Consider the following 24154-nt stretch of genomic DNA (forward strand, 5'->3'; position numbering starts at 1 on the left):
ACAACTGCCGCAATGACAAGTGAACTTAAATGGAACATCGTTTCATGATGCATGTTCAACTTCTCCCTTCATTGAGCCTGTTTTCTATAGCATCAGCCAGAAGCTCTCTTTTTATGAAAAACACATTTCTTTGTTTAATGAATGGATTGTCGTGGAAACCTAAGAGTACGGATGAAATTTGAAGGAGTGAAACGATATGTCACAAGAAGAATTAAAACAAAAGGTATTAAGCCTATTAGATGAACAAAAGGTCGGAACACTGGCGACTGTTGAACAGGATAAACCGCATACCCGCTACATGACTTTTTTCCATGAGGGACTGACATTATATACACCAACAAGCAAAGAAACACATAAAGCAGATGAAATTGAAAAAAATCCGAACGTCCATATTCTCATTGGTTATTCAGGTGAAGGATTCGGTGATACGTATGCAGAAATCGAAGGCACCGCCACATTAACCGACGATCCAGAACTAATCGACCGCCTTTGGTCTGAGGAAATGGAGAAATGGTTTAAAGGAAAAGATGATCCGAACCTAGTGATTCTGAAGATTGATCCAACCTCCATTCGTTACATGAATGAAGGAAGCCGTACACCAGCAGAATTATCACTTTAACACTTGCGTAAGCTGGGGGAACGTGTTATAATATGGTATTAAGTGTTGAAATAAGCAAATAAATAAAGAAAGTAAACTTTCTTTTTTCTATGACATAATGAGAAGCAATAGAGCTTCTACTAGATAAGAACGAGACGCTGTCAAAGCGAGCAAACTTATTCTTTTCCTTCTGCACCCGCCCCCTATAAAAGCGGAAGAGTGGAAAAAAGACGTTTTGATTTACAATTCACACTGGCACGGCTTCGGAGCCGTAAGGACGAATGAGAGGTAGGGCTTTCGTTGTCTTGTTATCCAGAACTTCCATGGCGTTTACTTTCAAACGTAGGTTCATTCGGAACACATATGACACACTGATATGATCGAATCTTAATTCATACACTCCATAACGGAGATTAAACATTGATTATTTATTTGCATGAAAAGAGTAAAGAAAAGGCTGCCATCTATTTGGCAGCCTTTTTCATTGGGTTAAACAATAGGAACCCGAAACCAACAAGCCCAATAAAAGGGAAAATGAAGGTAGAAACCAAACGCATAGCGTCCGCTTCAAAAGGCTTCGACATCAAAAATAGGCCAATGATCGCACAGGTGATAACAGTGAACAAGGCGGGCTTCATGATCACTCACTTCGGCCTTTCTTCTGATACTGCCAAATCCTCCGAATAAAGAAGAACATCACCGCAAACAAAATAGAAAAGATGAACATGTCTAGGAGTGTCACGCCTTTATTTGGGTGCACGATGCCAAACCAAACCCATTGCAGAACAAAAGAGATAGCAAAATAACTGATGGATTCTTTCATGATTTTCCCCATTTCATTTATTTTTTTGACCTTTAAGCCACATCAGCCAAATGATGAAGGAAGCAATCACACATGAGAGCAAAGTGACAGGCGGCAAGGTGTGCCAGCTAGTCAGCCCCTTTACAAAACACATATAAAAAAAGAAAATGGAAATGGATACAAGCACCCATTGCTTGAACCAACGAGGAACACGCAGCCAAGCCGCTAGAATGATCGATGATAGCTTATCCATTGAGATAACATCCTTTTTTCGAATCTGATTGGATTTTATCGCAAACAACCAAGTTTGTAAAATATGGATTTGGAAAGTTGGAATGGTATTCTTCTAGCATGAAACATTCTCGCTGCACTAACGTACAAGATAAAGGAACCTCATGAAAGGAAGCGATCAAGTGAAAAGAATACCAGTGATTTTCCTCAGGTATATTGTCTTCTTTATTCCAGCAATCATTCTTAGTGTCTTGGTGTGGAATCATTACCAAGGTGATTTGTCAGCAGGGAAAGCAACGCAATATGACATCAAACAAATATTTACATTTGATGAAGGGAAACGAGTGGTGAGTGCTGTATCAAAAGACCAGCAGCTCCATTTTGGAATGTATGATCCTCAATCAGGAAAAAGAATCAGTGAATGGACCACGGAAAGCGATACGTTTAATGAAATGCTGCCATCCATTCAAGGGAACAACCTCTTACTTGCTTTAAAAAATAAAGAGGGGCAGCTGTTGATCGAGAAACTAACGCCGAGCGGGGAAAAGAAAGAGCTCGTTAAGCAAAATCTACAGATACCCTCGTTTTTAAAAACGAATACATATCAATGGAATGGGCGGCTTGTGTTTACAGGGGAAATGGAAGGTACCGTTGCGGTCCTTGGTGAGCTAAAGAATGGTCAGTTTCATGTGCACAATCTCAACGAGCTAAAACTGCCAGCAAGACCCGTTTCCATCGATGTCGTCATGAATTCCTTTAGAGGGCAGACGCCTATTCCTATATTTGAATTGACTTTGAAAAATGATCAGAAGGCGTATGTCAGCGGAGTCTCAAACGATAAGAACCAGCTTGGGGTGTATGTCTCCAAAAACGCTGAACCATTTAGCCTCATTGAAGATAAAGTGGAGAAGCAGCTGGAAAAAACGATCGGAACATCCCAAAACTTCGCAGTCGCTGTCGAATCTAACTATCCAAAAAGACCAAGGAAAGTGAATGCAGAGGGAAGGCTTGGGGAAGTCGTCCCAACGCCAAAACCGATTTATCAAACCTTTATCTACCAGCTTAATGAAGAAGAAGTTCTTCTTGCAGGCTCTACAGCAAAGGACGAAGCAAAAGGCAAGCTGACTGGTTATATTTATAACCATCGCACGAATAAGACAACGTCTGTCACCAAGCTTTTTCAGTCGTTTTCATATGAAACTTTACAAAGAGAAGGACTCTCTTTCAATAAAAATGTGAAAAGCGATTGGATCTATTATTCATTCGAAAATCAATTAACGGGTGCATTTGAGACGAAAAGCAAACAGCTAAAGGAATTTCCTTTGCAAAAAGTCATCTCAATCGAAAACGCAAGTCCTGCTCACCAAACGTCTGTTGACACCTTTATGCAATATGTCATGAAAGGCGGACCGCTCATTCTCAACTGGGCGATTTGGCTGTTTATTCCACTGCTGTTATTTGTGCTAGCCATCTTCCTGCCGCCGATTTTGAGACTGGTGAGAAAGAATAAGATCAAGGACAGTGTCACATTAGAAGCCAATATTGTATCTGTCAAAGAAACGGGTACCTACATCAACGAACAGCCGCTTGTCAAAATGCAGCTGCAATTTCAATATGATGGGGAAAACATCGAGAAGACGGCTAAAACGGTTGTATCCTATACGCAGATACCGCAGCCGGGTCAGCGTATTCCCGTTCTCTACAATCCGAAGAAGAAAAAGGCGATGCTCTTAAAAGAGGGGGACTTCTCAAAGACAAGTGAGCCAAAGTTTATCAAAGGAGCTGTTTTAAGAGATGTAGAATCATATGGAACCGTAGGACGAGGCACTGTCTTATCGCTTACATTTGAAGCAGATCAGAAAAGGTATACCCTTCCAATGATTCAAGCCGCTGGTTTTGAATTTAGAACAGGAGAGAAAGCCGATCTCGTCGACATCAGCGGTCAGTTGAAAATGGCAGCCTATGGCCATGAAGTGCGAAATCGATCGGGGAAAGACGTAACATTAACAGGAACCATCCAGCGGGTGAAGCAATATCCAGTCACGATTCATGGTCAGAAGCCGATCATGCTGGATGTGACGGTTTCTAGCGGGAATCAGTCCATCACAAAAACGGTCAGTCAATTCATCCCTGATCATATGGAGGTCGCGCCAGGAACTCAAATCACGATGCAGACAAAACAAGAAGAGCTGGATAAAGAAATCAGCCTCATGCAAGAGAAACAAGGAGGTGCAAAAGTGACCCATGTCGCATTTGCTGGTGTCATCGGCAACCAGCCGCTAGCGATCATTCAGATTGAGAGAGATGGCATCATGTATGAAGTGAAACAGCCAATCGATCCAATCACTAGCGTACTGCCGGGTGATGAATTATGGGTGGCATATCACGAAATGACGCGTCAAGCAGCCATTGTGAAATATGCATCGATTTAAAAAATACTTCAGTGTGTAGACAAACCCTCGCATTCAGTCCTGCGTGCTGGTGCTCACGAATGTCAAATTCGCTCCGCAAAAGTAGCCGTCCTACCTAGGGCTGCAAAGGTTTTCTATCACGCTGAAAAGAAGAAAAAGGGCTAAAACGAATGTCGTTTTAGCCCTTTTTGATTAAGCTTTTGTATCATACTGGCGGAGCACCTTATCATAGGCGAAGTTGCCGAAAGGAATGAAAGCCGCAAAAAAACCAGCGATCGACCATTTCAAATGCCAGCGAACTTTAAAGGTCACATATGCCAAAATAAGCATATAGATGACAAACAATGCGCCATGAAGAGAGCCTACAATGGTGACTGCCATCGGAATATCCGCAAAATATTTCAGAGGCATGGCAATTAAAAGAAGGGTCAAAAGAGACATACCCTCAATAAAACCCGCCTGTCGAAGACGGCTAATACTTGTATGCATATACAAATCCTCCTGTATAAAAGCTAGTTTCTCATCTTCTAATATAAACGAAAGATCGTCAGGACATGCTGAAATCTACGAAAAATTCAAAATATGTTCATGTAATGCTTAAAAAATGGGAAAAAGGAAAAATCACTTAATCCTTCTTTGTTTCAGAGAGTACTTGCTTTAAGTGCATCACATCATGTAACAAATGATTCGTCATCGCTTGAACGGCTTCTGTGGAGCGGCGTTCCTTCATTTCAGAATAAATGGCAGCATGCTCTATTTGAATCGTCTCAGCACGCGCCCCGCCGCTAAAATGAAAGATACGGCAAAAATGAATGAGTGCATTCACATGATTCAATTGTTTATATAAGCGGTGATTGTGGCTCGCTAGAATGATTTTTTGATGAAAGGCTTCATGTAGCTGGACGATGTCTTTAGATGGCAGCTGCTGTTTGATTGCTTCGTCTGCCTGCGTAAGAACCTGCTCAATTTCATCCAGCTCTCTTGGCGCGGCCTCCTTGCATGCAAGCTCTACAGCAAGTGTTTCTAGGGCGATCCGAATTTGATAAAGCTCCTCGACATCTTTTTCTGTTAACGTATAAACAGAGTAGCCCGACCGATGGTCAGCGATCAAGAGCTCATCTTTTTCTAAAAGCCTCATCGCCTCTCTCACCGGTGAACGGCTTACACCAAATTGTTTGGCAAGCTGTGTTTCATTGATGCGTTCGCCTGGCTGAAACTGTCCATCAAAAATCATTTGCTTCAGCTGTTCATAAAATTGCATATGGTATGGTGCTGGTCTTTCCATCTCGAATGAATTCATTCTGTCCTTCCCTCATTTACACATCATCTTTTGTCTCATGTTATCCAAGTTTTTCCCTCTAGGCAAGCCTGCATCGGAAAAGTCAATATCGTACAATGCAAGAGAAAAAGGGTGTGCTACACTAATGATCAGTTCAGTGAAAGAGGGGATCGACATGAAAACACAAGAAGAACGAACGGTACATTTTGATCAGGACTTGCAAATAGAGGCGTATCGCTTTCATGGCATCATGCAAAAGTTCCCGAATCATTTTCATACATACTATGTGATTGGATTTATTGAAGATGGTCAAAGACGTTTGATTTGCCAAAATGAAGAATACATCATTGAAAAGGGAGACATCCTTCTTTTTAATCCATATGACAATCACGCATGCGAGCAGATGGATCACAGGACATTAGATTATCGCTGTTTAAATATAGAAGCAGATGTAATAGAGAAGATATTTCAGTACAAACCACATTTTAAAGCCCCTGTGTTTTCACAAAGTGAACTGACAAAGTCATTATATGATCTTCATCAAATGATTACAGAAGAAGCCCCAGCTTTGAATAAACAGGAAACGTTTTATTTCTTTATGAAGCAGCTGATTGAAGCCTACGCTGATACATCAGAGGAAAAAGCATCAGCAGCGCATGCTGCCGAACAGAAAGTCCAAGACGTACAGCAATATATTGAAACACACCTTACGGAAAATATATCGTTAGACGACTTAGGAGAGCTAGTGTCCATGAACAAATACTCTCTTCTGCGAGCTTTTACAAAGTACAGAGGGATCACACCGTATCGTTATTTACAGACAGTGAGAGTGAATTATGCGAAGGAGCTTCTCTCACGAGGAGTGAAGCCTGTAGATGCGGCAGTCTCCGCCGGTTTTTCTGATCAAAGTCATTTGAGTCATTTTTTTTCAGAATTTATTGGGCTCACACCAGGGCAATATCAGTACATTTTTGCAAAGCAGGTAACAGTAGATGAAAAATAACCAGCTTCTTGGTCATCTAGCGGCCATATTCACCATTTTTCTATGGGGATCGACCTTTATCTCAACCAAAATATTGTTAACGGCTTTTTCACCAACAGAAATATTATTTTTCCGGTTTTTTATTGGATATCTCGCTCTGATGTTGATCTATCCGATCACCATGAAGGTGCAACGTAAAAAGCATGAAGCGATGTTTGCGCTCGCAGGGTTATGTGGTGTGGTCTTATACTATTTTTTAGAAAATGTCGCACTCACCTATACGTTCGCTTCGAATGCAGGTGTCATCAGCTCAGTTGTACCATTCTTCTCATTTTTATTGGCTTATTTTTTATTGAAAGATGAGCCTTTGCATCGCCGGTTTTTCATAGGCTTTTTCATCGCGATGACAGGAATTGTACTGATTAGCTTTAATGGAATGACGACGTTCCAATTGAATCCAATCGGTGATGCGCTAGCATTAACGGCGACCATTGTCTGGGCCTTCTATTCTATTTTATCGAAAATCATTAACCAATATGGATACCATATCATTCAAGTGACGAGACGTGTCTTTTTTTACGGCTTGCTCTGGATGCTTCCCCTAATTTGGCATTTTAAGATTCGTATAGACTGGGAGCGATTGACGACGCCGTCGTTTGCCTTTCACTTATTGTTTTTAGGCCTGTTTGCATCTGCCATTTGTTTTCTCACATGGAGCTTTTCAGTGAAAACGCTCGGTGTGGTGAAAGCGAGTGTGTATATTTATGGCGTTCCTATTATTACGATGGTCATTTCAATGATCGTTCTTCATGAGAGATTGACCCTCATGTCAGCACTCGGAACGGCACTGACCTTAGGCGGACTGCTGCTTTCAGATAAAAAAGGTACGGGGAGGAAGAAGGAGAAACCCTCGAAGCTTTTGCAGGATAAACAGGCGCTTTGATTAAAAAAGCGCCTTTATCCATTGAAAGAACATGTACTCTCTAGTAAACTCAAATTTAAACGGTCGACGGTCGACCGACAATAAAGGGGGAGAAATGAATGAAGCATGTTTCAATTGCGGCGATACCAGGTGACGGGGTTGGGAAGGAAGTTGTACCTGAAGCGATACGAGTTTTGGAAGCGGTATCAGAAGTACATGGCGGTCTGTCGTTTACTTTTCAGGATTTTCCGTGGAGCTGTGAATATTATTTAGAGCATGGCGAGATGCTGCCAAAGGATGGATTACATCAATTGAAAGCCTTTGACAGCATTTTCTTAGGGGCTGTCGGAGATGCCAATTTAGTGCCGGATCACGTATCACTTTGGGGACTGCTTATTAAGATTAGGCGGGAATTTGAGCAAGTGATAAACGTCAGACCTGCAAAACAGCTGAGCGGCATTCGCTCACCGCTTGCTCAGCCAAAGGATTTCGATCTTTTAGTTGTCAGAGAAAACGGTGAAGGTGAATATAGTGAAATTGGAGGCCGTATTTATCAAGGAGAAGATCAGCTTGCTGTTCAAAATGCAGTGTTCTCAAGAAAAGGGACAGAGCGTGCGATGCGTTTTGCCTTTCAATTAGCAGAAAAAAGGCGAAAGCATGTGACGAGTGCAACGAAATCGAATGGGATCGTTCATACCATGCCTTTTTGGGATGAAGTGTTTCAAGACGTAGCAAAGGATTATCCAGAGGTGACAGCAGACTCACAGCACATTGACGCGCTCTCAGCCTTCTTTGTAACAAGACCAGAAAAATTCGATGTGATTGTTGCCAGTAATTTGTTTGGTGATATTTTGACAGACCTTGGGGCAGCCATTATGGGAAGTATTGGCGTAGCGCCTGCCGCCAACATCAATGTAAATGGCAAATACCCATCCATGTTTGAACCTGTACACGGCTCAGCTCCAGACATTGCTGGAAAAGGAATTGCCAACCCGATTGGTCAAATCTGGACCGCTAAATTGATGCTGGATCATTTCGGAGAGGAAGAACTGGGCACCCATCTACTCGAAACCATCGAATCAGTCACAGCAGATGGCTTTTTAACAGCAGACATCGGCGGCGCCTATCAAACGCAAGAAGTCACGAATGAAATCATCAAACGATTGAAGAAATAATCCGTCATTAGAACCGCATCTTCACGTCTGCTATAATAAAAGGATGGATAGAAGAAAGAGATGTGAAATCTAGTGTCAAAAACAGTTGTATTAGCAGAGAAACCTTCGGTTGGACGTGATCTTGCACGTGTGCTGAAGTGTCATAAAAAAGGAAATGGCTTTTTAGAAGGAGATCAATACATTGTGACATGGGCGCTTGGCCATTTGGTCACACTGGCTGATCCTGAAGGCTACGGAAAAGAGTTTCAATCCTGGCGTTTAGAGGATTTACCCATCATTCCCGAACCGCTTAAGCTTGTGGTGATGAAAAAGACAGGCAAACAATTCCAAGCAGTGAAAGCGCAGCTTGCGAGAAAAGATGTCAAAGACATTGTCATCGCAACAGATGCTGGACGTGAAGGGGAGCTTGTCGCACGATGGATTCTTGAAAAAGCGCATGTGAAAAAGCCTTTGAAACGACTATGGATCTCATCTGTCACGGACAAAGCCATTCAAGAAGGCTTCAAACGTTTAAAAGACGGCAAAGAATACGATAACTTGTATCGCTCAGCCGTTGCACGTGCAGAGGCAGACTGGATTGTCGGCATCAACGCAACAAGAGCGCTGACAACGAAGTTCAATGCACAGCTTTCCTGCGGACGGGTGCAAACACCAACGATCGCCATGATCGCCAAACGAGAAGAAGACATTCAACAATTTCAGCCAAAGCCGTTCTATGGATTGACTGCACAAGTAGATGGACTGACTTTGACATGGCAGGATGCCAAAACAAAGCAAAACCGGACATTCCAAGAGAGTGTGATCAAAGAGCGCTTGGCAGCCTGCGAAGGAAAACCAGCAGTGGTTGATGCGTTGAAAAAAACAGCGAAAAAAGCTTTCGCGCCGGGACTGTACGATCTGACTGAATTGCAGCGTGATGCACATAAACGCTATGGCTTCTCAGCCAAAGAAACATTATCTACGCTTCAGCGATTGTATGAGCAGCATAAGCTTGTCACATATCCACGTACAGATTCACGATTTATTTCAGCGGATATCGTTCCTACATTAAAAGATCGTTTAAAAGGAATGAACGTCAGACCATACACGCAGCATGTGAACCGGATTTTACAATCAGGTGTGAAAGCGCACAAAGGCTTCGTCAATGATGCCAAAGTGTCAGATCACCATGCGATTATTCCAACCGAGGAAGAGCTGTACCCAGGAGTATTAAGCGATAAAGAGCGTAAATTATATGACCTCATTGCCAAACGATTCCTTGCTGTACTCATGAATCCTTTTGAGTATGAGGAAACAACGGTGATCACCAAAATAGGCAGTGAAACGTTCACAGCAAAAGGGAAAACCGTGCAAGCTGCTGGCTGGAAAGCCGTGTACGATGATTCATATGAAGAAGAGGAATCAGCCGAGGCAGATCAACATTTGCCGCTGCTTTCAGAAGGACAGTCACTAGACGTACGACAGCTGAAAGAAACAAGAGGAGAAACGAAGCCTCCTGCACGTTTTAATGAAGCGACCCTATTATCTGCTATGGAAAACCCAGCGGCATTTATGCAGAACGAGGAAAAGGACTTAGTGAAAACCCTTGGTGAAACAGGTGGTCTAGGGACAGTAGCAACAAGAGCGGATATTATTGAAAAGCTGTTCAATAGCTTCTTAATCGAGAAAAAGGGCAAAGACATTTTTATCACATCAAAAGGGAAGCAGCTGCTCTCGTTAGTGCCTGAAGACTTAAAGTCACCTGCATTAACAGCGGAATGGGAACAAAAGCTTTCTAAAATCGCCAAAGGGCAATTGAAAGCTTCTCAATTCATGAGTGAAATGAAATCGTATGCCAAACAAGCCGTATCTGAAATCAAACAGACGAACCAAACCTTTAAGCATGACAATGTCACTGGCACCCATTGTCCAGACTGCGGTAAACTCATGCTGAAAGTGAATGGAAAACATGGCACGATGCTCGTCTGTCAGGACCGAGAATGCGGCCATCGTAAAAATGTGGCAAAGAAAACAAATGCACGCTGCCCGAACTGTCATAAAAAGCTCGAACTGCGCGGAGAAGGTGATGGTAAAATCTTTGCTTGTGTATGCGGCCATAGAGAAAAGCTGTCTGTCTTCGAAAAACGCAAATCTCAATCCAATCAAAAGAAAGCCAGTAAGCACGATGTGTCTAAATATATGAAGAAACAAAAGAAAGTGGAAGAACCAATTAATAACGCACTAGCTGAACAATTAAAGAAATTAAAATTAGATCAATAGTTCTATAAAAACCCATGCGGAAACGCATGGGTTTTTCAGTATTATCAAGTATATTGACATGCTGTTTTTCTGAAAATGGGAATGAATATGCGAAAAGACTCGTAATTTGGTATAAAATATTTATTTAAATTTAAGCAAAAACGCTCTATAATAAATCGTTAGATGTTTAGAGAACGGTGAGTTGAAAGGGGACACGAATGCATACACGCATATATCGTACAGCAATTGTTTTAGTCATTGTCATTCTACTAGGCGGATGTACCTGGAGGCAGCAGAAAGAATCAGCTGATCCAGTATCACCACAGCCCGTTTTACCTGGTGAATATTTTATCACTCACCACTTAATGACAGATCAAGGGTTGATTCGTACCTCCTTTGCAGAGGAGCATATTTACTTATCTGAATCACTTGGGCTTTGGATGGATTATCTTGTTCGAAAAAAAGATCAAAATTTATTTGACCAACAGTTGGATGTTCTACAAGATCAATTTTTACTAGACCATCGTCTTCTCAGCTGGCAAATTGAATCTGAACAAAAAAGTAAGGCTAATGCTTTAGTTGATGATTTACGTGTAGTGACGGTACTTCAAAAGGCAAATCGTTTGTGGAAAAAGTCAGCGTATCAAACGACAGCAAAAGAAATCGCTCAAGCGTTAAAAGAAAAAAACATGTTCAAAGGCATATTGTCCGATTATTATGATGCATCAACAAATCGAACTTCGCACACAATCACTCTCTCTTATATAGACCCAAAAGCAATCAAAGAATTGGAATCCCTCCACATATTCACGAAACAAATGACCAGTAACCAATTAGCCATTCTAAAACAAGCACCGAGAAAAAAAGGATTCTTTCCTAAGTCCTATGACATAAAGAAAAAAACCTATTCATTCGATCAAGAAATTAATATGATCGATCAACTTTATACAGCTTTACATGCATACCATGCAAAGGTGAATACGTCCGCGATCATGAAATGGCTGAAAACGTCGTTTAAACAAGAAGGAAAACTGTATGGGAGATATAAGCTGAGCACATTGCAGCCATCTGTCACATATGAATCGCCTTCGGTATATGCACTCGTCATTTTGTATGCCCTTAAACAAAACGAGCTGAAATTCGCAAAGACGGTCTATCACCGTATGAAAGAATTACAAACCCAAGATCCTCTTAAGCCTTATTACGGAGGATACATGAACGAAAAAGAGACTCACTCGTTTGATAACTTATTGCCTCTAATTGCAGAAAGGGAGCTTTTAAATGAATCGGTTGTTCAGTAACACGTATCGCTTGTACTATTCTCTGCTCCTCACGTTTGCAGGCCTTATTTTGTTTATGGGCTACCTCAACGTACAAGATGCGGAGAGCTTTATGATCATCGCACTGACATTTGTCGTGTTAGGCTGCGGTATTTTATTTGGTATCCTACCAGCATTAATTTTCACCTTGCTGATTTTGTTCTTTATAGGAAGCGCCATGTTCTTTACAGAGCTTGGTCATGAAAATGCTCTTTTTTCAAATCAAACATTGCAAGATGTAGTGATTTGGGGCGTAGCACTTCTTTTTTTCGCTATTTCAGCGGGAAGCTTGCATGAACGGATCAATACGCTGCGTCACACCATTGAACAACAAAAGCAGGCCATCAAACAATTTGTGGCGATTGACTCGACAACAGGATTTGACAATGCTGAGCGGATGAAGCTCGAATTATCCGAGGAAATGAAACGGGCAGAACGGTACAAACAGCCATTTGTCTTTATCCTTCTTCATATGAATTACGCAGCGGAATTCAAATCGTTATATGGAGAAAAAGAAATGAAGCACCTATTTCAGCAATTAAGTCTCAAGATCCGCGAAAGCGTAAGAGAAACCGATAAGAAATTTCGGCTATCTGAAGAACGAATGGGCTTGCTGCTAACTCATACACCAGAAGAAAATGTGTCAGTTGTTCTTGAAAAGCTAAAGGATAAACTGCAAACGCATGTCCTATTAAACGGTCGTGAAGTGATCTTGACATTTCATGTCTGTCATTTAACAAGCAGCTCGGATTATCGTTCGCCGGAGCAGTTTTTAGAAGAACTAGAAAAAGAGATGATGATGAATGAGCTTTAATTCTTTGATGAAATGTTGTTTGATGATCACGTTTTTTTCGATTCTTTCGTTTAAACACATTACTTCAGCGGATGCGCTAGTCACGCAGCCAAATACACTGATCGTTTATTCTACACCATCGGGGGAAGTGACTCCGGCCGTTCATATGCTGGATCTACTCGCCGGTCATTTTTCAAAACAGACGACGATTGTATCTGATGAATATTTGGCTGAAAAGAGGGTTAATGAATTTCAGCAAGTCATTTATCTTGGTGAAATAAAGAGAACCTTGTCAAAAGAAACGATTCGTGCGATGAACGAATCACAGCAATTTATCGCCATTGGATACAATGCGGAACAGCTTCGCCCATTCTCTAAGCTTACTTTTCACAAACAAGATCATATCAGTCAAGTGAAACATACACATGATCAGACATATCGTCAGTTAGAGAGAAGTATCAATGTGTTAACGGTTCGAGGGGCAGACTTGAAAAATGAATTTCTAGTGAAGAAACCTCAATCTGATCAACCATTTGTGACTCAAACAAAAGAAGGTGCGGCATATATCGGTATCTTAGATGTTGTGCAGCACAACAAGCTTCTTGCAGAAGTGCTAGAAAAATACATGCCATCTTCTGTGCAAATGACGACAAAATACTTAATGCTCGGGAACATCAGTCCAGCAAGTGACGAGAAAAAGCTGCTTGAACTTGGACAATACGTATCCGCACAGCATATTCCTTATCAGATTGCAGTGACCCCTGCTTGGATAAATCGGGCAACAGGTGATGAAGTCACACTGAGTGACCGCCCGAAACTTGTGAGTGTTTTAAAACAATTGCAAGAAAATGGAGCGAGTATCATTCTTCATGGCTTTAGCCGTACGTATCGAACGGAGGAATCTGGTCAGGGATTTGAGTTCTGGGATGCAAAATATGATCAGCCCATCACGACAAATGAACCCAAAAATGCTGAGAAGAAACAAAGTAAAAGCCAATTCCCAAATGAAAAAGACTTTTATACGTATACCAAATCGTATCAGCAGCAAGAAATCGCCTATACAGAAGAAAAACTGACAAAGGGCATTGAGCTTCTTGCTAGTCAAGGCTTATATCCTCTTGGGTTCGAGGTGCCGCATGATGCGATATCTCAACAAGGGTATGAAGTGATTTCAAAGCATGTGTCCAGTCTATTTGGACAGGTGCAGCTGTCAGACCGCACTTGGAAATCAGTCGGTGCATCGCCGCTCGTGACGTCTCCTGCCATGTTACACGGCATGACCTTATATCCTCAGCGGCAATTTGAGCAAGCGTCTGACCAAAAAAGTTCAAATGTTTTAATAGAACAGACGATTCAATCCGTGCAGCATCTGCAATCAGCCGCAATGGGGCTGTCCTATGACGTGGAGTTGGGGATAGCAGGGTTACAGGATGTAATCACACAGATGGAGGCAATCCCTTCTAGCGATTGGCTGGATATAAAGAAAACAAAACAGACGGTCCAAACTGCACATGTCAAAATTCAAACATCCGGAAATGGACATATTCAAGTAGAGCAATCCAACATCGCCGAAACAAAAACTGTCAAACGAAGTGGTATGGAAAATGTGCTGAGAATTCTCACGGTCGTGGTCATGCTGTTTATTGCGGCATTTGCTTTATACACATTGTATTTAAGACTGACAATGAAAAAACGAATTTTTAAGGAGAGAAAATTAGGTGGCTGATGTCTTATTTTATCTTTCATTAATGCTTATTTGGATCATGCTCCTATACCACATGTTTCTTATGCAGGGCGGCTTTCAGCATTACCTGACCTATGAAAAAGTGCTGCCTAAATGGACGAAACAAGGGAAGGATCTGCCAACCGTCAGTATTCTGATTCCTGCTCATAATGAAGAGGTCGTCATTCGGCAGACATTAAAAGCGATGGTTCAGTTATCTTATCCTAAACACCTCCTTGAAATCATTGTGATTAATGACAATTCCTCTGATCGCACAGGAGAGATTGTGCAATCATTTAGAGAGCAATATGATCATGTTCATATGATTGAAACGAAGCCGCCATTTGCAGGGAAAGGGAAATCCACTGCACTGAATGAAGGCTTGAAGGCTTCAACAGGAGAAGTGATTTGCGTATACGATGCAGATAATATGCCTGAACCAAAGGCTGTCTATTATTTGGTTCTTGGATTATTAAATGACGCAAAAGCAGGCGCTGTTGTCGGGAAATTCAGGGTGATCAATGCAGCCAAAAATTTGCTGACCAAATTTATTAATATTGAGACCATCTGTTTTCAATGGATGGCGCAGGGCGGGAGATGGAAATGGTTTGGGATTGCGACAATACCAGGTACCAACTTCGCCATCCGCCGGCACATTTTAGAAGAGCTCGGCGGCTGGGATGTCCAAGCTTTGGCCGAGGATACCGAATTAACGATCCGTGTGTATAACCTTGGCTATGTGATTCGATTTTTCCCAGCTGCGATCACGTGGGAGCAAGAGCCTGAGACATGGAAGGTCTGGTGGCGGCAAAGAACGCGCTGGGCTAGAGGGAATCAATATGTTGTTCTTAAATTTTTAAGACAGTTTATGAAGCTGAAACGAAAACGAATGATTTTTGATTTGTTTTATTTCTTCTTTACGTATTTCTTATTTTTCTTCGGTGTTCTGCTCTCAAATGGCATCTTTATTGTAAACCTATTTGTTGACCTTCACTTATCTGTAGGGGCTGTCGCACTGATCCTTTGGGGATTAGCCTTCTTCCTCTTTCTAACAGAAGTGATGATTACATTAAGTATTGAGAAAACAGAGCTCACTAAACAAAATATTCTCATAGTGGTTCTCATGTACTTCACTTATTCTCAAGTATGGATTGCGCTTGTCGTGTACTCCTTATGTGTAGAGGTGAAGAGCCGATTATTGAAACAAGAAGTGAAATGGTACAAAACAGAGCGTTACGATCAACAACAAAAGAAAAGCGGGTGACAAATTGAAATCGGTCAAATGGATGTTTTTTATATTAGTGCTATCCCTTGCCATTCAGCCTTTTTTCATGGCAAGTCAAGCAATGGCGCAATCCAATCGAGTACAAGTGAAAGACGATTGGGTTCACTCATCAAAAGGGAATCAAACAGACACGCAGCATCTATCAGAAGATGTGGTAACCTTGTATGGTCAAGAAGACCGCACTGAATTTTCCTATCAAATGGAGAAAGAAAAAGTAGAGTCTAGCACTCTTACATTAAATATAGAGGCTTCACCATTACTCATATCGCCATCGTCTTTCACAGTGATGATTGATGGAGAGATTGAAAAAACGATCCCTGTATCAGGAAAAAATGCAAAAAAATCGATACAAATCAAATTGAATAAAGCGCAATTGAAAAAAGGATCTCATCAAATTCAACTCGCATTTTATGGTGTGTTAAAAGAAGGTGTGTGTATCAATCAAGAGACGCCTGCCAATTGGCTGAAAGTATATCCTGAAAGTGAGCTGGCGTTCAAAGGAGTTCAAACGAAAGACGTGACGTTAGACAGCTTTCCTTCACCATTTATTCCATCAAGTGATCAGGAAGAACAAACAGATATTGTGATTCCGAATAGACCAGAAGCGGCTGAATTAGAAGCGGCCATGAAAGTATATCGTACGTTGAAAAACAAAGACCGCCTAGCAGACCTCAAACTCGTTCAAGAAAAGGACGTCGAGCAAATTGCACATCCAATCATTGCTGTGGGAGCAAAAGGAAGCTGGAATGGACGAATGAAATCGATCGAGCAAGCGGCTGGAATTAAAACAGAAGGCGATCAACTGACGTTAGCGGTGAGAACCCTGACAGCAAAGAAAAAAGAACAACCCATTTTATTTGTCACTGCTGAGCAGCCAAAGACAATTGCTGAAAAAATCAATGTTTTGACTCAGCCAGAACTGACAGGTCAGCTCACTGGAACCGACTTGCTGCTGCAAAAGGTGACAGCTAGTGCTTCTAAGCCATCTCATCATATTCGTTTAATAGATTTTGGCGCAGATGATGTCAGAGTTGGAACCACAAAGACAGCATCTGATCATTACTATTATCCGAAAGCATTAATGGCTCAACAAAAATCAGGTGCAAAACTAAATCTAGCATTTAAAAAATCAGATCCATCGAACAAAGCGGAACGTCTAACAGTGATGATCAATAACGAACCGCACGACGTACCGTTAACAAAACTAGGAAACAAAGATGAGAATGGATTCTATCATGTGTCGATTCCAGTAGATTCACAAGTACTTCAAAAGAATGAATATGTGGACTTACAGTTTGTCACAACAGGTTTTAAAAACATGGAATCTTGTAGACATACGGATGAAGAAGGCTGGATTTACATTGATAAGAACAGCTCTCTTCAAATACCAGAAGGAACATCTACTGATACACCCGACTTAGCTGCATGGCCGCTCCCTTACACTTCGGAAATGCAGCAAGGAAACACATTGATCATTATGCCAGATCAAATTACTCAAGCATCAATCAATCAAATGGCATTGCTGACCGAATCATTTAGTCAACCGGAAGCTGCTCACTATCATTTGGTCGAAGCATCGAATGTGACAGATGAACAATTGAAAAAGAACTCTCTGATTTTCTTCGGGGGCATCCAGACATTCTCTCTTTTAAAAGAAAAAGCAGACGATCTCATCGTTCCAGCGAAAAAGGGTCAATATGATGTATCCTCATTTGGCATGATCAACGAAACAACAGCTCGTATTGTATGGACGCAGCCATCTGTATGGAATAAAGAACAAACCATGACCGTTTTTTCAGGAATGACGGCAGCTGACGCTGATATATCAAATGAAGTGATTCGATTCCTTCAAACAAATACGGAGACCGCTACAGTTGCAATAGAAAGCAAGAACAAAGATATGTTCTCTAACAACCAAACAGTCAGCAATGCAAAAAATGATATGAAAAAAGGTGAAAAGCAAGGCGGCGGTGAGTCTTGGGTTTATTTTGCATGTATCGCTGTACTGATCATTTTTGTCGTTGTGATGATTGTTTATTTCGTACGAAAAAACCGCAAAAAGACTGATTAATAAACGGTCAAAAGACCTCGAAAAAATCTCTTTACTTTGGTGTCAAACGGGAGTATGATCTCTTTTATAAAAGACCAATCGCTGAATCATTTCGATGAGCGGGGGAACCAATTGTGGTGTGAAGCACCACGTGGGGTGAATCCTTTTTAGGTAGGGCAAAGTCTCATGCGCCCGAATCCGTCAGCTAACCTCGTAAGCGTTAAAGAGAGCAAAGACCAACCTGTGATCTAAAGAATAGGCACAGGGGCATTCTATTGCCTCTGTGTCTTTTTGGCGATCCATCTTTTGCAACTTAAATCGTTTGACACTAAAGGAGCGGGCATCACATGTACAGTTTGATGAAGCGTATTTTAATTGGTAAACCATTAAAATCACAGGCAGCAGGAGAACAAAAACTATCAAAAATCAAAGCATTGGCATTATTGTCATCAGACGCATTGTCATCAGTTGCATATGGTACAGAACAAATCTTAATTGTTCTTTCTGTCGTTAGTGCAGCAGCATTTTGGTACTCACTCCCGATTGCAGGTTGTGTATTAATTCTTTTAATGGCGTTAATTCTATCTTACCGCCAGATCATTTATGCTTATCCAGAAGGCGGCGGGGCATATGTCGTCTCTAGCAGAAACCTAGGTGAAAAACCAGGATTGATCGCTGGTGGATCATTGCTTGTAGACTATATTTTGACTGTAGCGGTGAGCATATCAGCTGGTACTGATGCCATCACATCAGCTTTTCCAGCACTATATCCATATCATGTCTTGATCTCAATTGTGTTGGTCATTGTGATTATGGTGCTCAATCTTCGTGGATTGACAGAATCGGCATCTATTCTGGCTTATCCTGTATACTTGTTTGTATTTTCACTCCTTATCTTAATTGGAGTAGGCGGCTTTAAATTATTAACAGGAGGCGTACCACCAGCACCTGAGCATACAGCAGTAGGCACACACGTACAAGGCATTACATTATTTCTTTTATTAAAAGCTTTTTCATCTGGCTGTTCTGCTCTGACTGGAGTAGAAGCCATTTCAAATACCATTCCATCCTTTAAAAAACCGGCTGCTCAAAATGCAGCAAGAACATTATTGATGATGGGTGGATTACTAGCTGTTTTATTTGTGGGAGTCACATTGCTTGCGTTTGGTTTCGGCATCTCGCCAAAGCCAGAAGAAACGGTTGTATCACAAATTGCATCAGACACTTTTGGACGTACGTTTTTCTATTACGTCATTCAGGCAGTCACAGCGCTAATCCTAATATTAGCGGCAAATACCGGCTTTTCAGCCTTTCCGTTATTGGCTGTGAATTTAGCAAAGGATAAGTATATGCCGCGTATGTTTACTGTAAGAGGAGACCGGCTTGGTTACTCTAACGGCATTATCTTTCTAGGCGTAGCCTCTATGCTGCTCATCTGGTTGTTTGATGGAAAAACAGAACATCTTATCCCGCTATATGCTGTAGGTGTGTTTATTCCATTTACCCTGTCGCAGACCGGCATGTGTGTGAAGTGGATTCGTGAAAAACCGCAGGGCTGGAAAACGAAAATGCCAATCAATATCGTCGGAGCATTGATTTCCTTTACAGTTTTCATGATTCTCATTTTGACCAAGTTCCATCTCGTATGGCCAGTATTTGTTTTCCTGCCTATCGTACTATTTATCTTCCATTCCATTAAAAAGCATTACCTGTCTGTTGGGGAACAATTGCGTTTAATGAATGAAACAGAGCCTGTTGAGATTAAAGGAAATGTGGTCATCGTACCTATAGCGGGTGTGACGCGTGTTGTCGAACAATCTGTTCAATATGCAAAGTCTTTGTCAGAGCAAGTCATAGCGGTTCATGTATCCTTTGATAAAGAGAAGGATAAGAAAATTGAAGAGGATTGGGAAAAACTTAATAGCGGTGTACGACTTGTGTTGCTTCATTCGTCCTATCGAAGCCTCATACACCCGCTTGATAAATTTCTTGAAACCATTGAGGCAAAAGCAAATGCGCATCTATACAAAGTGATGGTGCTTGTACCTCAATTTATCCCGAAAAAAAGATGGCACACCATTTTGCATAATCAATCTGCCTTTTTATTAAGATTCCGCCTATTATGGAAGCGGGATATTGTGGTGGCAACCCTGCCTTATCATTTTAAAAAGTAGCAGGAGCAAGTTGAAACGTTTGATCAAAAGGATGCGGTGGTATGGAGTAAGAAAAAAGGAGTTTTCTCACATGCCGCAAAGAACCGCAGGAAAAGAAGTAACAGCGCTACTGGAAGAGTGGGGCGTGAAACATATTTATGGAATGCCCGGTGACAGCATAAACGAATTGATTGAAGAACTTAGGCATGAATCAAGCCAAATAAAATTTATTCAAACGAGACATGAAGAAGTGGCAGCACTTTCAGCGGCAGCTGATGCGAAACTAACAGGTAAACTCGGTGTCTGCTTATCTATCGCTGGGCCGGGTGCTGTCCACTTATTAAATGGACTGTATGATGCAAAAGCAGATGGTGCACCAGTTTTAGCAATTGCAGGGCAGGTTGCTTCAGCCGAAGTAGGCAGAGATGCATTCCAAGAAATCAAATTGGAGCGGATGTTTGACGATGTCGCTGTTTTTAATCAGCAGGTACAGACAGCAGAGGCGCTGCCTGACTTATTGAATCAAGCCATCAAAGCAGCTTATACCCATAAAGGTGTGGCAGTTCTCACCGTATCGGATGACTTATTTTCTCAAAAAATAAAGCGTAAACCCGTTTATACATCCCCTCTTTATGTGGAGGGAGAAGTACGGCCGAAGAAAGATCAACTGCTAAAAGCAGCTCAGCTAATTAATAATGCGAAGAAGCCGGTCATCTTAGCAGGTAAAGGATTAAGACATGCAAAAGAAGAGCTTCTTTCATTTGCAGAAAAGGCAGCGGCTCCTATCGTCATCACACTCCCTGCAAAAGGGGTTGTGCCAGACAGACATCCATACTTTCTAGGTAATCTAGGTCAAATTGGAACGAAGCCGGCATATGAAGCGATGGAAGAATGTGATCTCTTAATTATGCTTGGTACCTCCTTTCCATATAGAGACTACTTACCAGAGGACACGCCAGCCATTCAACTGGATATTAAACCAGATCAAATCGGTAAAAGATATCCAGTAGATGTGGGAATCGTGAGCGACAGCAAGAGTGGTTTGCATGAACTGACTTCCTACATTGAATATAAAGAGCAGCGTGGCTTTCTTGAAGCTTGTACAGAGCATATGATGAAGTGGCGACAAGAAATGGATAAAGAAAAATCTGTTGCTACTTCACCGATTAAACCACAGCAAGTCATTGCTAGACTAGAAGAAGCAGTCGAGACCGACGCTATTCTTTCAGTTGATGTTGGTAATGTGACGGTATGGATGGCACGTCATTTTGAAATGAAACAGCAGGATTTCATTATCTCCAGCTGGCTTGCCACAATGGGGTGTGGTTTACCTGGTGCGATTTCAGCTAAATTGAATGAACCGAACCGACAAGCCATTGCCGTATGTGGTGATGGGGGCTTCACAATGGTCATGCAAGACTTTGTGACAGCTGTAAAATATAAGCTGCCGATCGTTGTCGTGATTTTAAACAACAACAATTTAGGAATGATTGAATATGAGCAACAGGTAAAAGGAAACATGAATTATGGTATAGAGCTGGAGGATATTGATTTTGCTAAGTTTGCAGAGGCATGTGGCGGCAAAGGAATCTCCGTGTCATCACATGAAGAATTAGCCCCAGCCTTTGATACAGCCCTTCAATCCGATAAGCCAGTCATTATTGATGTCGCTGTAGACAATGAACCTCCGTTACCTGGGAAAATTACTTACACTCAAGCAGCAGGCTTCAGTAAATATTTATTGAAAAAATTCTTTGAAAAAGGTGAGCTGGATATCCCTCCACTCAAGAAAAGCCTCAAACGCTTTTTTTAAACAAAAGGTAGTCGGTCTTCTGAAAAGAAGGCTGACTTTTTTTGTGAGGATTAGGAAAATCATTTCAATTGTCACTTGCCTTCATCTCTATTAAAATATTCGAAAATTATTTTTGTAACTTAAAGCCTATTTTTCCAATTCGATGAGAAAGATAAAATAGACTTTATGATCAATAATGGAGGGAGTGACTTCTTCTGGGCAAGATACTTGATGCAAAAGCACTAACAAGTGCTATGGACGCAAGAGCAAAACACTACCAGGAACTCCGCGAACAAATGGTAGATTTAAAAAAAGCATTACAAGGTGTTTCTAATCTCGGTGACGACTTCACAGGGAAAGGTGCCGATAACATTAAAAGCTTCTACAAAGAGCTCGCCGGAAATGTGGACATGTTTATTAGCTTCATCGATAAGCAAAAAGCCTTTCATGAAGGTGTTTCTGGGACACTAGATGATACAAACTTTGGCGGCGGTACCTTTGTAGAAGAACACTTTTTAGACAACGCTGTACATATGGGCATCAAAAATGCCAAAAGCATTGTAAAGGATCAAAAAAAGGCACTTAAAACGATTTTTCAAGACATCGACGACCTCATTTCTCTAGAAGTATTTGATAGCCAAACCTTTGATGAAAAGATTGCAGATGCGGAAGACGAGCGAAAAAAGACAGTGAAAGACCTAAGAGAGCTTGATCAAAATTTAAAAGATGAATATGCTTTGTCAGAAACGGAGCAGCAAGCTACAATGGCATTGTACGCAGAAATGATGAATGCGACAAATGACGGAAAAGCCATTTCACCTATGAATTTTGACAAGAAAGCGTATCATAATAGCGAAATCTACAAGGCAAAAAGCGATATTGAGAAGCAAACTGCCGAATATCTCAACATTAAAAAAGAACAACAGGAAGCCCGCGAAATCGCAAAGGAACAAGAAGCACTCGCCAACCGTCCTTGGTATGAAAAAGCACTCGATTATGGCGGGAATATTGTGAATGAACTAACTGGCGTGAACGATGCAAAACGCGCCGCAACGGGCGTTGACCCGATCACAGGCGAAGAACTTACCGCAGGACAGCGCGTCGCCGCAGGCGGCATGGCAGCAGCGGGATATATCCCTATCGTCGGCTGGGCAGGGCGCATTTTCAAAGGCGGAAAAGCCGTCTATAAAACGACCCAAGCCACCTCAGCCGCAGTCAGGGCAGTCGACATCTACAAGACATCGCAAAAATCTTTTGACGCCTTAAAAACATCTCAAAAAGGTTTATATGGTCTCACTGCTACAAACGGCTTCAGCGAAGCAATTACAGGTAGAGACATGTTTGGGAATAAGATCTCGAAAGAACAACAGGAAGCGAGTATGAATGCGGCGCTGGGAATGCTTTTACCGTTTGGGGCGAAAGGGTTTCATGGGAAGATGGGGATTAAAGAGACTGAGAAAAGGCGCATCGACTATTTGAGAAATAAATATGGGAAGATTGATTCCAAAGAATTAAATGAAAGAATTAATTTACGTGGAGAAACGATAAAAGAACTTAATAAATTAAAAGATAGTGGTATTAGCAAAAAGAAAATGGGACCCGCCTTTGCTGGAGTTTATGATAAACAGACTGGGAAATACTCATATGCAATAAATGATTATGATGGAAAGTTACCAGAGTTACACCCCTTAATAAATGCCAAATATGATAAAATGCCAAAAGAGGTTATAGATTCATATACATTTACAAAAGGTGCTGGGTCACATGCAGAGGTGATCGCATTGAATAATGCCTTAAAGGCTAACCCAGGCGCTAGTTTGGATAATTTTATATTGAATGTTGTTCGAACTGGTCAAAGTAGAGTAAAACCGGCGGGAATGATGTTTCCAAGGTGCCCTCATTGTGCTTACCTTACAGATGGGTCTAAAATTATCACGGAGGTTCCCAAAAATGTTAAATGATATATTGCAAAAAGATTTTATTTTAGAAAACGGCACTGAGTTTGAAGAATGCTTAGAATATGGAGGACCTTACGAACTAGCAATAGTGAGATACACTGAGGATGGTAAAGAAGAACTGTTTACGGGGTTAGCCTATGATATATATGAAAACGGGAATATTGAGAGTTACTTCTATGTAGAACAAGGAGTTAAACAAGGGAAGTATGTTGAATTCTATCCGAACGGAAATGTTAAGAAAATAGGACATCTCAGTAGAAATGCCGCAGATGGATATCAAGTTGAGTTTTTTGAGAATGGAAATAAAAAGTATGAATCTGAATGTGTTGCCGGTCGAGAAATGACTTATATAAAGTATGACGAGAATGGAAATGTTTTAGAGGAAAAAGCAGAACCTAATGAATCTGACTTGAAATATGCTGAAAAATTCAACAATTTATAAT

At 41.4% G+C, this 24154-nt stretch carries 19 protein-coding genes and 1 riboswitch; of the genes, 15 read left to right on the forward strand and 4 right to left on the reverse strand.

Annotated elements, in window-relative coordinates; all coding sequences use genetic code 11:
- Positions 1 to 196: 196 nt before the first annotated feature.
- Positions 197 to 619, forward strand: coding sequence for a pyridoxamine 5'-phosphate oxidase family protein (locus SB660_RS06505; protein WP_180309555.1), 423 nt, complete (start codon positions 197 to 199; stop codon positions 617 to 619).
- A gap of 619 nt (positions 620 to 1238) precedes the next feature.
- On the opposite strand, the gene SB660_RS06510 is transcribed toward SB660_RS06505, so the two are convergent.
- Both SB660_RS06510 and SB660_RS06515 read right to left on the reverse strand, forming a co-directional pair.
- Positions 1239 to 1421 (reverse strand): FeoB-associated Cys-rich membrane protein, encoded by a 183-nt coding sequence (locus tag SB660_RS06510; RefSeq protein WP_061406788.1) that lies wholly within the window; start codon positions 1419 to 1421, stop codon positions 1239 to 1241.
- A 13-nt stretch (positions 1422 to 1434) separates the two neighbouring features.
- On the reverse strand, positions 1435 to 1653 hold the full coding sequence (locus SB660_RS06515; RefSeq protein WP_058015356.1) for a hypothetical protein: 219 nt from the start codon (positions 1651 to 1653) through the stop codon (positions 1435 to 1437).
- 160 nt (positions 1654 to 1813) lie between these two features.
- Here SB660_RS06515 and SB660_RS06520 point away from each other — a divergent pair, with 160 nt between their 5' ends.
- Positions 1814 to 4063, forward strand: a complete 2250-nt coding sequence (locus SB660_RS06520) for a DUF3592 domain-containing protein (RefSeq protein WP_339164958.1) — start codon at positions 1814 to 1816, stop codon at positions 4061 to 4063.
- Positions 4064 to 4234: 171 nt separating this feature from the next.
- On the opposite strand, the gene SB660_RS06525 is transcribed toward SB660_RS06520, so the two are convergent.
- Together SB660_RS06525 and SB660_RS06530 are read right to left on the reverse strand one after the other, a co-directional pair.
- On the reverse strand, positions 4235 to 4531 hold the full coding sequence (locus tag SB660_RS06525) for a DUF3817 domain-containing protein (RefSeq protein ID WP_008347156.1): 297 nt from the start codon (positions 4529 to 4531) through the stop codon (positions 4235 to 4237).
- Positions 4532 to 4667: 136 nt separating this feature from the next.
- Positions 4668 to 5342, reverse strand: a complete 675-nt coding sequence (locus SB660_RS06530) for a GntR family transcriptional regulator (RefSeq protein ID WP_339164960.1) — start codon at positions 5340 to 5342, stop codon at positions 4668 to 4670.
- Between the two features lie 154 nt (positions 5343 to 5496).
- Here SB660_RS06530 and SB660_RS06535 point away from each other — a divergent pair, with 154 nt between their 5' ends.
- The 13 genes from SB660_RS06535 (at position 5497) to SB660_RS06595 (ending at position 24153) form a co-directional block, all read left to right on the forward strand.
- A complete protein-coding gene (locus SB660_RS06535; RefSeq protein WP_306011741.1) occupies positions 5497 to 6324 on the forward strand; it encodes an AraC family transcriptional regulator in 828 nt (275 codons plus the stop codon).
- Complete coding sequence (locus SB660_RS06540) at positions 6314 to 7246, forward strand: DMT family transporter (protein WP_169057602.1); 933 nt, start codon at positions 6314 to 6316, stop codon at positions 7244 to 7246. The genes SB660_RS06535 and SB660_RS06540 overlap by 11 nt, the downstream gene beginning before the upstream one ends.
- 98 nt (positions 7247 to 7344) lie before the next feature.
- Positions 7345 to 8400: a tartrate dehydrogenase gene (locus SB660_RS06545; RefSeq protein WP_339164964.1), complete on the forward strand. Its 1056-nt coding sequence runs from the start codon at positions 7345 to 7347 to the stop codon at positions 8398 to 8400.
- Between the two features lie 72 nt (positions 8401 to 8472).
- Positions 8473 to 10659: a DNA topoisomerase III gene (locus SB660_RS06550; protein ID WP_058015361.1), complete on the forward strand. Its 2187-nt coding sequence runs from the start codon at positions 8473 to 8475 to the stop codon at positions 10657 to 10659.
- A gap of 197 nt (positions 10660 to 10856) precedes the next feature.
- Positions 10857 to 11939, forward strand: a complete 1083-nt coding sequence (locus tag SB660_RS06555; RefSeq protein ID WP_268497199.1) for a glycosyl hydrolase family 8 — start codon at positions 10857 to 10859, stop codon at positions 11937 to 11939.
- The gene (locus SB660_RS06560) at positions 11920 to 12771 is read left to right on the forward strand and encodes a GGDEF domain-containing protein (protein WP_410581836.1); all 852 of its coding nucleotides are present in this window, start codon (positions 11920 to 11922) and stop codon (positions 12769 to 12771) included. Before SB660_RS06555 ends, SB660_RS06560 begins: the two co-directional genes overlap by 20 nt.
- Positions 12761 to 14476, forward strand: a complete 1716-nt coding sequence (locus SB660_RS06565; RefSeq protein WP_410581838.1) for a DUF2334 domain-containing protein — start codon at positions 12761 to 12763, stop codon at positions 14474 to 14476. Before SB660_RS06560 ends, SB660_RS06565 begins: the two co-directional genes overlap by 11 nt.
- Positions 14477 to 14498: 22 nt before the next feature.
- The gene (locus SB660_RS06570; protein ID WP_410581947.1) at positions 14499 to 15737 is read left to right on the forward strand and encodes a glycosyltransferase family 2 protein; all 1239 of its coding nucleotides are present in this window, start codon (positions 14499 to 14501) and stop codon (positions 15735 to 15737) included.
- A 4-nt stretch (positions 15738 to 15741) separates the two neighbouring features.
- Positions 15742 to 17829, forward strand: a complete 2088-nt coding sequence (locus SB660_RS06575) for a cellulose biosynthesis cyclic di-GMP-binding regulatory protein BcsB (protein ID WP_410581840.1) — start codon at positions 15742 to 15744, stop codon at positions 17827 to 17829.
- 69 nt (positions 17830 to 17898) lie between these two features.
- Positions 17899 to 18043: riboswitch (cyclic di-AMP (ydaO/yuaA leader) on the forward strand.
- A 112-nt stretch (positions 18044 to 18155) separates the two neighbouring features.
- The gene (locus tag SB660_RS06580) at positions 18156 to 19982 is read left to right on the forward strand and encodes an APC family permease (protein ID WP_410581842.1); all 1827 of its coding nucleotides are present in this window, start codon (positions 18156 to 18158) and stop codon (positions 19980 to 19982) included.
- A gap of 70 nt (positions 19983 to 20052) precedes the next feature.
- Positions 20053 to 21774, forward strand: a complete 1722-nt coding sequence (locus SB660_RS06585; protein ID WP_180309539.1) for a pyruvate oxidase — start codon at positions 20053 to 20055, stop codon at positions 21772 to 21774.
- Between the two features lie 233 nt (positions 21775 to 22007).
- The gene (locus SB660_RS06590; RefSeq protein ID WP_410581845.1) at positions 22008 to 23714 is read left to right on the forward strand and encodes a T7SS effector LXG polymorphic toxin; all 1707 of its coding nucleotides are present in this window, start codon (positions 22008 to 22010) and stop codon (positions 23712 to 23714) included.
- Positions 23704 to 24153: a toxin-antitoxin system YwqK family antitoxin gene (locus tag SB660_RS06595; RefSeq protein WP_306011745.1), complete on the forward strand. Its 450-nt coding sequence runs from the start codon at positions 23704 to 23706 to the stop codon at positions 24151 to 24153. The genes SB660_RS06590 and SB660_RS06595 overlap by 11 nt, the downstream gene beginning before the upstream one ends.
- The last annotated feature ends 1 nt before the right edge of the window (position 24154 follow it).

Origin of the sequence: Bacillus sp. SIMBA_005, from assembly GCF_046535585.1 — a bacterium.
Lineage (GTDB): Bacteria > Bacillota > Bacilli > Bacillales > Bacillaceae > Bacillus > Bacillus pumilus.